This is a genomic window from Cellvibrio sp. 25HG11W-0 (assembly GCF_057815475.1).
Genome location: NZ_CM174230.1, coordinates 109,023 through 121,777, shown reverse-complemented (window position 1 = coordinate 121,777; position 12,755 = coordinate 109,023). Strand labels below are relative to the sequence as shown.

General features: G+C 47.6%; 11 protein-coding genes. 4 read left to right on the top strand and 7 right to left on the bottom strand.

The features are described from left to right. Positions 1-35: 35 nt before the first annotated feature. Both AC0KUT_RS00530 and AC0KUT_RS00525 read right to left on the bottom strand, forming a co-directional pair. Positions 36-1,298, bottom strand: coding sequence for a DUF5924 family protein (locus tag AC0KUT_RS00530; protein WP_488832647.1), 1,263 nt, complete (start codon positions 1,296-1,298; stop codon positions 36-38). Positions 1,299-1,823: 525 nt separating this feature from the next. Then, positions 1,824-2,462 carry a Crp/Fnr family transcriptional regulator gene (locus AC0KUT_RS00525; RefSeq protein WP_488832646.1) on the bottom strand — a complete coding sequence of 213 codons (639 nt, stop codon included), beginning with the start codon at positions 2,460-2,462 and terminating at the stop codon, positions 1,824-1,826. Between the two features lie 373 nt (positions 2,463-2,835). Here AC0KUT_RS00525 and AC0KUT_RS00520 point away from each other — a divergent pair, with 373 nt between their 5' ends. From AC0KUT_RS00520 to AC0KUT_RS00510, 3 genes are all read left to right on the top strand, one after another. Next, positions 2,836-4,980, top strand: coding sequence for a tetratricopeptide repeat protein (locus tag AC0KUT_RS00520; protein WP_488832645.1), 2,145 nt, complete (start codon positions 2,836-2,838; stop codon positions 4,978-4,980). Between the two features lie 26 nt (positions 4,981-5,006). After that, positions 5,007-5,447 (top strand): hypothetical protein, encoded by a 441-nt coding sequence (locus AC0KUT_RS00515; RefSeq protein ID WP_488832643.1) that lies wholly within the window; start codon positions 5,007-5,009, stop codon positions 5,445-5,447. Between the two features lie 420 nt (positions 5,448-5,867). Next, positions 5,868-6,212 carry a hypothetical protein gene (locus AC0KUT_RS00510; protein ID WP_488832641.1) on the top strand — a complete coding sequence of 115 codons (345 nt, stop codon included), beginning with the start codon at positions 5,868-5,870 and terminating at the stop codon, positions 6,210-6,212. A gap of 55 nt (positions 6,213-6,267) precedes the next feature. On the opposite strand, the gene AC0KUT_RS00505 is transcribed toward AC0KUT_RS00510, so the two are convergent. The 5 genes from AC0KUT_RS00505 to AC0KUT_RS00485 form a co-directional block, all read right to left on the bottom strand. Beyond that, the gene (locus AC0KUT_RS00505) at positions 6,268-7,236 is read right to left on the bottom strand and encodes an alpha-L-glutamate ligase-like protein (RefSeq protein ID WP_488832639.1); all 969 of its coding nucleotides are present in this window, start codon (positions 7,234-7,236) and stop codon (positions 6,268-6,270) included. Then, entirely contained in the window at positions 7,236-8,780 is a 1,545-nt protein-coding gene (locus AC0KUT_RS00500; protein ID WP_488832638.1) for an inactive transglutaminase family protein, read from the bottom strand. Before AC0KUT_RS00500 ends, AC0KUT_RS00505 begins: the two co-directional genes overlap by 1 nt. An 84-nt stretch (positions 8,781-8,864) precedes the next feature. Beyond that, positions 8,865-9,683, bottom strand: a complete 819-nt coding sequence (locus AC0KUT_RS00495) for an ATP-dependent zinc protease family protein (RefSeq protein ID WP_488832636.1) — start codon at positions 9,681-9,683, stop codon at positions 8,865-8,867. 129 nt (positions 9,684-9,812) lie between these two features. Beyond that, positions 9,813-10,718 carry a lysophospholipid acyltransferase family protein gene (locus AC0KUT_RS00490; protein ID WP_488832635.1) on the bottom strand — a complete coding sequence of 302 codons (906 nt, stop codon included), beginning with the start codon at positions 10,716-10,718 and terminating at the stop codon, positions 9,813-9,815. Positions 10,719-10,896: 178 nt separating this feature from the next. Continuing rightward, complete coding sequence (locus AC0KUT_RS00485) at positions 10,897-11,463, bottom strand: CBS domain-containing protein (RefSeq protein ID WP_488832633.1); 567 nt, start codon at positions 11,461-11,463, stop codon at positions 10,897-10,899. A gap of 331 nt (positions 11,464-11,794) precedes the next feature. Between AC0KUT_RS00485 and glyQ the strand changes: the two genes are divergently transcribed. After that, a complete protein-coding gene (gene glyQ / locus AC0KUT_RS00480; RefSeq protein WP_488832632.1) occupies positions 11,795-12,754 on the top strand; it encodes a glycine--tRNA ligase subunit alpha in 960 nt (319 codons plus the stop codon). The last annotated feature ends 1 nt before the right edge of the window (position 12,755 follow it).

Genomic DNA, 12,755 nt, shown 5'->3' with positions numbered 1-12,755 from the left:
CGGCAATCAACTCCATGAATCACGCCCAGGGCAGGCTATTCCGTCGGCGGCGCCATAATGGGGAGAAGGACTTTTTCTGCGGTTGAGGCTGCAGATTCTGCTGTTGTAGCTGATGGCTGTTCTGTTTCAGCTGATGGCTCTTCTGTTATAGCGGGCGGCTCTGCTGTTGTAGCTGAAGGCTCTGTTGCAGCTGAAGGCTCTGTAGCAGCGTCTAGTGCGTCGCGTATAGCATCAACTGCTGTAGTTATAGGCGCTACAGGCGTTGTGGCGGCGGAAGCCACCACATCAAAACGCAATACGCCTATTACTTGGTTCGCTTCAGTTACAACGCGAATTTTCCAGTGGCCGAGTGAATTTTCAGGGAAATTTTCCTTGTGTGACCAAGAGCGATAGCCCGCTGTTCGCCCTCCGTTAATATCCAAAGCCACCTTGTCGATGACTCGGCCATTTAATTGCCAAATATGATAGATGCGCTCATTTAAACCGCGCGGTGCATAAATGGCGGTATAGGCATAGAGCCCACGGTGCAGCTGCTCTAGGGTAACCACATCAAACGTATTATGGGGTGAGCGATCGGCCGCATTAAATTCATTGGTAATAGCAACCTGAGTCAGCCAGAGCGTAGCGGAAGGAATCCAAGGGCGCACCACGAGGCCCACAGCAGCGGTGGCGACTGCCAACAAGAGTATTGCGATAATCCGCTTCCACCAGACAAACTTCAGCGCTTGCACGACATTGGCCAAGGTCAATACCATGGCAATCCCGAGCGACCAGAGATAGGCTTTGGGTGTTGGCAAATGAAAAATAATTGGCAGGGCCGTCAGCAATACCGCAAATAACGTCATCCCATGAAAAATAAAATACAAACCCCGCCGCGGGGCCAGCCAACGATAATAAATGGGATCAATAATCGAAATGAGCGCTGCCCCCATTAAAAAGGCAGTGAAGACCATTTGCCCGCTATTCCAGGCGGTGGTGATAAAAAAGAAGGGAATAACAAAAAATAGACTTTCTTGATGCACCATCTGCGTGGCGAAATTGATCAAGGCGGGAGGTAATTCAAGGCCGAACCAGTGCGCAACACCTTTCTTCAACAGCACTTCTGAGCTCAGCCAAATCCAACTGACGAGCATCGCCGTCGCTAAGACTTGGGCTAAGGCCTGTTTGCGCTCGACCATTACAAAACTGAGCACACCTGAAACAAATCCAAATAGCGCTACTGCAATGGGGTAGCGCCCCACGAGGATATAAAGATATTCAACCAAAGTTTTTAGCTTTGCTTTTAGGGGTAACAGCATTCGTTCGTCTCATGCGATACACCAACTCACACCCATCGTGCGAATTTAGCCTGTATCACCAGCGAGCTTAATGAAAGCCTAAAACCCTGTATGTCTCCTAGCGAACATAAAGTTTGATATTCATAACATATTCTGCGTGCAGCCAGAAACACACCGGCTTTACTATGGGCATTAATAGAAAATTCTGGCAGTCCATTGCAGCGAAAATATCAATGCTCACGATTTACATCTAGGTGCTTATCCACCAACATCAATCCAACGCCTGCCACTAAGAGCACAACCAAAGCACCGATTAAAGATGCGCTGACTATAATACCTGATACCAACATGATGACTCTCCCGTTTTGCTGGGCGCTAGCATTAACGCCCTTAGGAGTAGTGTGCAATGTAGAGGGGAGCTGGGAATTGATACAGATCAAACAATATTTTTCAACATTTGATCTAAAACAAACTGCGCGGCATGCGTGGATTTTTAAGTACTGTGGATAGCAATCAAGCCAAAATTTATATCAATATAGAACACAGTTACCAAGCGCGCGGTAACTGCTTTTTAATTTCGAGATAGCCCGAGCATTGCTCTACATAGCCGCCAATTAATAACTGTTTCATAATGCGGCTAACCATTTCGCGCGACGAGCCCACCATGTTGGCAATATCCTGATGCGTCACCTTAGGCGTATGAATGCGTCGCTCTGCGTCTGCGAGCTTTTCTAAAGCATTGCTCACCCGTCCGTATACATCGAGCAGTGCCATGTCCTTCACACTTTCTGTGAGTACACGCACGCGCTGTGTAAGTTCACTCATGAGCTGCATAGCAAATTCAGGGTGCTTCTGAATCAACTCCAATACATGCGCGCGCGCCACTAACAAAATTTCACAGGCCGTAACTGTTACTATCGACGCCGAGCGCGGTTGGCCATCTATTAAAGACAACTCACCAAAATACTCGCCCTCTTGCATGTAGTTCAAGTTGACCTGACGCCCCTCTTCATTATTGAGATAGGCACTCACGGTACCCTTGCGAACAATATAAAGATGTGTGGACTCATCACCCTCGGTAACTAAGACGGTGTTTTTAGGGTATTTGCGCAATACGCTAAGTTTTTCCAATTGAGCCAGATACTCAGGCGGCACTGTGGCAAAAAGACGGACATTTTCTAACATAGCAGCAGGCTTCGTTGAATAAATGAATGACTACAAGTAAATAAGGCTATCTCGTCCGGTAAAATAATACCTAAAACGCGCCTAGCATAACGTTTCAAGCAGTCTTAGGCTATTCAGGCAAATTAAGATGCCAATTTTTGTGGCCTAGCACACACGCTAAAAGGCGTTTGCGGTGGATGACTTATTGTATTTCTAGGGTTCAGGCCTAATAATTGCCGCTGCTTTTGCGCAAGGTAGCGCACCCTAGCACCTCCCCGTCGCCAACCATTTCCTCAAGGACAACACGAGAGACTCACGCCCTATGCTTGCCGCCAACACAACGCATTGTGAACAAACACTTATGTTCACCGATATTGTGGGCTACTCGCGCCTTATGGGCCGCGATGAAGCGCTCACAATCGAGATGCTGGGCGACTATCGCACCATTTTACTCAGCCATATAGAAGCGCAAGGCGGCCAGCTTGTCGAATTCGCCGGCGATGCCATCTTCGCCCGCTTCGACACCGCCGCCGCCGCCGTCACCGCCGCCATTAATATTCAAAAAAACCTCTCCTCGTTTAATCAAGGCCGCGATGACACCCTGCCCCCACTGCAAACCCGTATAGGTATTCATAAAGGTGAGGTATTACTGCGTGAAAATGCAGTGTTAGGTGACAGCGTAAACATCGCCGCACGCCTAGAACCCATAGCAGTAGCGGATGGTATTTGTGTGTCAAAAGCGGTTTACGACGACATTCGCCTGCAATTATGCGAGCCAATAAAACGACTTGGCAGCCAAGAATTAAAAAATATTGAACAAAAAATCAGTGTCTTTTTAATCAAGCCCTCTGGCATTAAAAAGCGCGATCACCTGCACTACCTGCTGCGCACCATCAATCAAAAAATCGCCGCCTACCGCTATCCGCTTAGCCTTACCTTGCTCGCGATTATTATCGCGGGTGTTTACTTTATTCCCCGCTGGCTAGTACCCGGTTACGCCGCCAACTATGTAGAAATTGCTGACTTTAAAAATTTAATGGATGAAAAAGGCGATTCGGACTATTTCTCTGCCGGAATCACCGAAGCCGTACGCTCCCAGCTCGCCGACATGCGCGATGTTTATATTGTTAATGCCAAAGAAGGTATACATGCACCTATTCGACTAGAAGGTAGCGTACAAAAACTCGGTGACAACTTGCGTATTGCCTACCGTTTATTTCGACGCAAAGATGATGTGCAAATTGCAGGTGGAAAACTGGACGGAACTTATCAAGATATTTTTATTTTGCAGGATCGGTTGGTAGGCGAGATAGCGCGCTATTTGGCGGAAGAATTCAAGCTGCAGAATTTTAGGCCTGCGCCTTTAAAACTGACTAATGATGTGACGGCTTATGATTATTATTTAAGAGGATTAGACTTTCTTGGACAACCAAATTCACATCAAAGTGTAGACTCTGCTATTCAAAATTTTAATACGTCCTTAGTACATGACGCAGTATTTTCTTTGGCAAATACAGGTTTATGCGAAGCTTATTGGAAAAAATATGAAATCACTAGCGCAGCTCGTTGGCTAGATGATGCTGAACGACATTGCTTACTTGCATTAGAGCAAGACAATACTTCCGTTAGAACCTATAAGGCAATAGGTTCGATATATCGTGATACAGGAAAATATCATAAAGCAATAAAATATTTTCAAAAGGGTTTATTTATTAACGAAGAAGACGTAGCTACTGTTGTCGCTCTTGCTAGCGCTTATGACTTATCAAATATGAACAAGGAAGCAGAAGCGCTTTACATCTCAATAATAAAAAGATACCCGAAAAACTGGATGACCTATGATGGATATGGATACTATTTAACTCGCCATAGCAGATATGATGAAGCCATATCCAATTATTATAAAGTATTGAATCTTACTACAGAAAACATAACAGCGCTCAATAATATAGGAATCAACTACCTCTTAAAAAATGATTTTGCAAAAGCGGCTTCTGCTTTTGAAAAAGCAGCAGAAATTGAACCAAACACCAGCATATTCGCCAACACTGGAAACATGTATTACTTTTCAAAAGATTTTGCGAAAGCAGCCCACATGTTTGAAAAAGCGCTGCGCCTTGAACCACATAACTTTCAATGGTTAGTTTTTTGTGGTGACGCTTATAAGTTTATAAAATCAAAAAATAAAATAACTAAGGAATATTTTAATAGAGCAGTGGAAGCAACAATGGCAGAAATTAGATCTAATCCTACAATTGCCAAGAACTATCAGTATGCCGCCAGATCTCTAGCCTATCTTGGTAGGCTAGAAGAAGCTCAAGAAATGCTTTATATCGCTAATCAATTAGATTCAGACAGCACTGAATCTATCTACACTAATCTGCGTATTGCCATTTTAGAAAACAATGAAGATAAAATCAGAAAATTAGCATCCCGTTTGCTTGAAACAGAATATTCAGATAAATTGCTCTTGGCAGACCCCGACTTTTCGATTTTACATGAACCGCAGTATCAGGATATTTTTGCTAAACCCCTATAGCTTTATTCATTCAATGAGGACAAGAAATGAAACATCTTAAGATCGCCGCAACTGCAGCACTATTTACACTCTTAACCGCCTGTGGGTCCATGGACTGCAAACCGCAGAAACCTACTACAGGCAAGGCTTTGCCCGGCACCAATACCGTTGTCGTAGGTATTTCACTGGATAAAAGCGGCATGCCACAAGAGAGCTACAAAGACATCGTGGCCTACCCCGGGCAGAAAGTGCTTTACGCAGGGCCTGATCAATTCTCTATTGTATTTAAAGATAAAAAGACGCCCAATGGAAAAATTGAAAATAAATCAATACGCGGAGTTGTAGTTATTCAAATTCCCGAAAATATTTTTGCGCAGAAAGAGTTCATAGAAGAGGGCCGTAAATTTGATCAACTAACCTTTGATTATGGTATTCGTACTAATGGTAAAGAACTTGACCCACCACTTATCATCAGAAGAAATAATTAATTTAAAAATAGCCACCAGCAATAAAGTCTGCCTTAAGTAAGGCAGACTTTATAGTTTTAAGCTTTCAAAATCACATTCCTCGTGCCAAACGTAAATAAGTCACAAACCCCCTTCGCATTTGCTCACAGTATTCCTTGTCTTAAGAGCGTAACTTCAGGTCTGTAGCAGGGCGCCTGCAGGGAAGGCGCGCATTTTTGATAAATGTCGCCAAGGATTGGGGGCCGCATTGAAACTGGCGATAGGTAGCAAGGATTCGCAGGGCACAGATTACAACCGCAATCAATAGGGATATTGCGTGACCCGCTTTTTAACGTTTCAGTACACTTGGCTTTGATCAGGGCGCCCAGCTACATACTCTTACACCCTGTGTTAACGAATGGATGAAACCCCCGCGCTCTGAGGAGTGCAGAAGGAGTTGCTATGACGAACCAAGCTATTGTTAGTATTTTGCTTTTTAGCCTGTCACTGGCCGTGCTGGCAGCGGCTAGCCCTATGGGTATGGAAGCGGTTAACAACACACTGGCGATGCAGGAGGCTAGATTCACACAGGGAGATGTGAATTCGCCTGCGACAACAAAAACTACTGCGCGCGCGCAAGAAAAATCCTGTACGCAAAATTACAATCCGCTCTGTCATGCAGATGTTGCGCAGGGCTTAGCTACAACCGAATCGAATTCCTTAACCTTTAAACCGCTCAGCGTTATTCTGCTTATTGTTGGCTTGATTATGTTTTTTGTATCGCGCCGCAGCCAGTCTTCTAAATAAAAAAACGCCCCAGTATTTTCATAGTGGGGCGTTTTTTATGATGTGCTTTTTGCTGTTACAAACCATCTGCCGTAAAGGTTTTCATCACATAGTCTACCCGCTGTTCCGGCGTGCGGTGCATTCTCGGCTTAAGCGATTCCACATGACGCAAACGCGGTAAAAGACCGCGGCCATTTGCAACTTGAATCGCCAAACCGGGGCGAGCATTTAATTCTAATAGTTGCGCGCCGCGGGTTTTGTCTAAGACCAAGTCGGTGCCTATGTAACCGAGGCCGGTCATTTCAAAACATTTGGAGGCGAGCAACAGCCAATTGCGCCAGTCTTCTATTTGAATTTCATTGAGTGCGCGTTTGGTGTCGGGGTGGTGAGTTACTGGTTTGGAGTGTTGCACAGCATTGAGCGCGCGCCCCGTGGCTATATCCAAACCCACGCCTACCGCACCTTGGTGAAGGTTAGCTTTACCGTCGGACTTTTTAGTGGCTAAACGCAACATGGCCATTACCGGATAGCCTTTGAATACGATGATGCGAATATCCGGTACGCCTTCAAAGGAGTAGTCTTTAAAGTAGTCGTCGAACTGAATCAAATCTTCAACTAAAACCACATCGGGCTTACCGCCAAGCGAGTAAAGACCTGCGAGGGCGTTACTCATGTGGCGACGAATATCTTCGAGGGTGATTTCTGCGCCCGAGGCTTTGATGAACTTGTCTTCACGGCGGCCAATGATTACCAAAATCCCCTTGCCACCTGAACCCTTGGCGGGCTTGATGGCGAAGGCTTCCAAATCCATTAGCTGGTCTTCAATGTGGGCAATTTCATATTGCGCATTGATCACAAACAATAGTTTTGGTGTGGTGACTTCATACTCTTCTGCGAGCAATTTGGTTTTGAGCTTATTGTCCACCAAGGGAAATAAACTACGCGGATTGTAGCTGCCAATAAAGTCGCGGTTGCGGCAGTTCATGCCGAGTATACCCATACGCTTTAAGCGCCACGGGCTAACCCATGATTCCCAGAAGCCCATTAGTGTTCACCCTTGCTTACATTGTTGTCGACCATGGCGCGGAAGCGACGCAGCTCAGAAAGTTTGTAGCCAGTGTATTGGCCCATCAACATAATCAACGCAAGACAAACCAGATTTAACTCAGGGAAGTTAAAGGTTAGGTGACCAATAATTGAAAATTGCATAAGGGTATAAGCCAGTACCGCTACCAAGAGACTGCCGCCGCCTTGCACCAATACTTCTTTGGGGCCTTCCTCTTCCCACAGAATCGACATACGCTCAATTGTCCAGGCGATGATGATCATGGGGAAGAAGGTGATGGTCATGCCAGTATTCAAGCCCATTTGATAGCCGACAAGACTGAGCGCCGAGATAATAAATATCACCAGCACCACTAGCGTGGCAATCCTCGATATCAGCAGTAAATTTAGCCTCGATAAATAGGTGCGCAAAACTAAGCCCATCGCAACAACGGTGACAAAGCTCACGACGCCAAGAACCAGCGAGGTTTGCAAAAATGCCATGGCGATCAAGATAGGCATAAAGGTGCCCGAGGTTTTTAAGCCGATGATAATGCGCATAAACACCACCACCAAGGCGCCAACAGGCAAGAGCAATAACAGCTTAAACATACTCTGCTCTTCGATGGGCAAATGTTGAATACTCAGTACACTGAACACACTGTCGCGATGCTCAGACTTTACCAAGTCCAACGCTGGTACTGTTTGGTGAATCATCGAAAAGCTGACCCGCGAGCGATTGCCGCCAGACACATCCAAAATAGATTCGCCACCGGTATGCCAAAGCAAAAGATTTTGCGGAACACCCTGCTCACCGGTGTAGGGGTTAAATAGCATCCACTGCTTGCCGTCGAATACCTGTACTAAACGCGTGAGGTTTTGATGGCGGCGCGCATCTTCTAAATAAAGACCTAGCGCAGGGCGTGCAGGTACACCCGCTTGGTTCATGAGCTTTTCAATCAAGACTGATTTATTTTTTTCTGCCGCAAGCATGAGCGCTGCATTTTGATCCAACGATTCGGAGTTAAACAGTTTAATTAACTCGCGCGCGAGGCTTTGCGAATTGCTCGATTTACTCCAAGCGGTATCCAAAACTTGCAGTGCCGCCGTTTCTTGCGAGGGGCCGTCCCAATCGATACGGCGCGCTTCTGGAATATTCAGCAATTGATCTTTTGAGTTGTCATCACTCGCTTCGATAAATTGCGTTTTATAGTAAATCGTCTGACCACCCACCGCCTCGCGTTTGGACCACTCGCCGCGACGCACACCATTTTCTGTTACCACCGCGAAGCCATAACCAGGCGCTGCGGCCTGCTCGCTAAAACTGCGGAACCCAGGAGGGCTGTCGGGCAAGCCTAAGCGCGCGGTGACGGGTTCGCCAATCGCATCAAAATCGATGCGCGCCTCTACCAGCCACACCGGCTTTTGCACCCCAGGGGTGAAAGGAATATCCATTTGGCTATGACGCAGCCAAGCGGTCACCAAACCTACTAACATCAAGGCAGTGACTACAGCGTAAAAAGGAGCGCGAGAAGGTTTTTGCATGGGAGATTTCCTTGTGGAGCCAAACCCCAGCACAACGGCTGGGGTACACAGAATGGGAGACTAAAATGCGGAAGCGATGAGTGCCTAGGGTTTAGGCTTATCAGCGGGTTCATCTTTAGGGGGTAAAGGAGCCAAGTTATTGCCACTGACATCTACCAACATTACATCGCGCAATAAATTGCGCCCAACTAATAATGGATATTCCGAATTACTGCGGTCGGCCAAGACGAATTCGCCTTTTTGTGCGAGCTTGCCAATGGTGAAGCGCATTTCTACCACGGGGCGACGATCGCTGGTCGCGCCACCTGAGGAGGTTACCGTTTGGAAGCGCACGCGTTTACGTTCCAACACATGCGGCTCTTTAGTCGTTGGGTTGTACACCGTAAAGCGCACCCACTCTTCACCGCTGCGTTCAAACATTTGAATATTGCGTGCATCTAAGACGGAGTTGCTCACGCCAGTACTGATGCGCGCTTGCATAACGATATCTAAACCGGCCACCAAGGCCTGTTCGCGCAAGCCAACAATTTGCTTATCGATAATGGGCGCCACTTTGGCGCGCCGCTTTTTGGTGGCGGCATTCGGCACGGGTGGACACTCAACTTTTGGCCCAGGGACTTCAATAATTTGGGGTTTGGCTTCCAGCAATTGTTGCTGCGCCGTCAAACGGGTTTGCACCTCCGCGAGGCTCGCTATCAATGCCGCTTGTTGTTGTTGTTGGGCTGTACTCTGCGCCTGCTGCTGTGCGAGGCACTGCTGAATAGTACTCACATCCGCTTGACTAAGCTTAGGCTGCATACTGCATGCACCCAGGCTCAATAGTGCTGCACCACATACCAAGGCCAAAACGCGCTTAGGCGTTTTACTGCTGCGTAACTGAAAGCTATCTGAAACGTTTTTCATTAGGTCAACCGGAGAGATTTAAAAAGAGAATATATTCAGTGTAGGTGCAGGTGATTAACGTATGACGACTAATCAGCCGATCAATTGTAACGACATGGCGCACCGAAAACACTAGCGACAGATGTTTCCTTAAGATTTAAACACATAATGACGCGGATACTCGGGTGGCAGGCGCCGAAAGCGCTTGTATTCCCATTGGTATTGGCTGGGCGCGCGCCGCACACAGGCTTCAACACAGTTATTTAACCCAGCAACAGATTCCACCTGATCCGCGCTTAGGATAGCGGCATCAGCCGCCAACACCACAATTTTAAAGCCACCCGCTACGCGCTCTGCATAGCAGGAACACACACCGCAACCGGTGCGGGAGATAAGGCCGTGAATAAGCGTCATGGTCAACGCTGGCTGCCCAAAAAATGGGGCGATGCAACTGCCCGACTCTTTGTCGGGTACTTGATCAGGAAGCACACCCACGATATTACCGGCCTGCAAAGCTTTAAATAGCATCATGACACCCTTGCGATTGGTGGGCGCCATGCTGATATTTAACTTGCTGCGACCAGAAAGCACTAGGTCATCCATCGCTTGGGTTTTAAGCGGCTGATACATAGCCGTAAGATGCGCAACACTCGCCAAATAAGGTGCAACCACCTCCCAATTACCATGATGCGGTGCCAATACCACAACACCTTTACCCGCCGCCAACTGCGCGCGCAGAATTTCATCGCCTTCTATAGCCACAAGCTTGCCTTGTAACCAAGGCCATGAATTGCGCCAAATCGCACCGGCTTCCATCGCTGTTTTAGCGGTTTCACACAGGCTTTGACGCGCTAAGACGCGCTGCTCTGACTCCGACAGCTCAGGAAAACAGAGGGAGATATTCTTAAGAGTAACCTTGGCCGCACGGCTGCGGCTGAGCCACATGAGCTTACCGCTCAGGCTGCCGAGGGCGCGCAAGCCGCTCAAAGGCAAGAGTGCAAGAAACTTGAAGATAAACGGTGCAATGTGGTCTTTTATTGGAATAGCGGTTTTCATTCGCCATGGTTCCTATCGGCTGAAAAGTGTGCCCAGCTTACCGGAAATAGCGCCGCAACTGAATATAAACAGCTTCTGTGCAGCTGAACAGGATTCTATTCACTTAAAAACGACACCCCAGAATGCACAACACCGCCCTAAGGCGGTGCTGTCAAGCAAAGCAAAAGCATCATGCGGTTTATTGCACGCGCACTGCCGAGAAGATATCCACAAACGTTAGCTCTTTGGCGATCTCAATCGGTACATGCAAGCGGCTGGCAATATCGCGCGCTGACACTATGCCGCGAATATGGTGCGCATCTTGATCCACTACCAACAGATACTCCTGATGGGACTTTTTCAAGGTGGACACTATGTCTGATACAGTCGCCTTAGAAAATTCAGTAAATTCGACCGCGTGTATTTTTAAACGAGCATGCATTAAATCCTGCACCAGTAATTCATCGCGCTTTACCCGCATCTCCATTTGCTTAAGCAGCAAATTGTGGTCGGAGAGATCATCTTGGCTGATCACGCCAATAAACTCTTTGCTGTCGTCTACCACCAGTTTAATTTTCACATCTTCAGCCTGCATAACCTCTAAGGCCTCTGTCGCTTCTAACTGGGCATAGGCCATATGCGGCTTGTGATTGCGAAAATCCGTCAAAATAGTGAGCGCCGAGCTATCGGCCTGCACATCGGTAAACTCTTCAGGCTGCACTAAATGATCGTTAGTCGCCAACGCAAAAACATTTAAATTTTTCATCACAATTCCCCAGTATGCAAGTAGATCAACGCAGGGGAGAACATCGGCATGAGCGCTGGTCAAAATTCCAAGCTGTCGAATGAATCTCTCGTCTGTGTTCTTAACATAGGACTTTGCTTGAAGAATTAAAACCCACAAAACCCGCTATTTACGCATCCTTTACTCTGTCTTTACGAGTGCTTTACTCACGCTGCCCAAAATCTCACAGGCGATTTAAAACATGCGCAGATAGAATGCTGCCATTGACCGCCCGCAGCCGCTATAATCGCCGCACTTTTATCTTCAAATTGCCCAATTTTGGCGAAATAACACTAGCGGAGGCCGGTTTACCGTGTCTGATACTCCAAGTTCGACTCCATCTAAACCCGATGTAAGCACTTTTCAGGGCCTAATTCTGGCATTACAGGAATATTGGGCGCGCCAAGGCTGCGTAATTCTGCAACCACTCGATTTGGAAGTGGGCGCTGGCACCTTTCACCCCGCGACTTTTTTGCGTGCGATTGGCCCCGAAACCTGGAACGCTGCTTATGTGCAACCTTGTCGCCGCCCTAAAGACGGCCGCTACGGCGAAAACCCCAATCGCCTGCAGCACTATTACCAATTTCAGGTGGCGCTTAAGCCTTCGCCCGCCAACATTCAAGATTTGTATCTCGGCTCACTACGCGAGATGGGTATAGACCCCCTAGTGCACGATATTCGCTTCGTAGAAGACAACTGGGAGTCGCCCACCCTCGGCGCATGGGGCTTGGGTTGGGAAGTGTGGCTCAACGGGATGGAAGTCACTCAGTTCACTTACTTCCAACAAGTAGGCGGCTTGGAGTGCTTCCCCGTCACGGGCGAAATCACTTACGGTATTGAGCGTATTGCCATGTACCTGCAGGGCGTAGATTCGATTTTCGATTTGGTGTGGACGGTAAACCCCAACGGCGACAAGGTCACCTACGGCGATGTGTTCCATCAAAACGAAGTGGAGCAATCCACCTACAACTTTGAAGAAGCCGACACTGAATTTTTGTTTAACGCCTTCGATTTTTACGAGAAAGAAAGCCAGCGTTTGATGACCAAAAACTTGCCGCTGCCCGCCTACGAATTGGTGATGAAAGCCTCGCACGCGTTTAACTTACTGGATGCGCGCCACGCGATTTCGGTAACTGAGCGCCAGCGTTTTATTTTGCGCGTGCGCACCCTGTCGCGCGCCGTGGCGCAAGCCTATTACGACAAACGCAAAGAACTGGGCTTCCCCCTTGCGCCTGAAGCGCTGCGTCTACAAGCCCTGGCTGCCGGAGAATAAG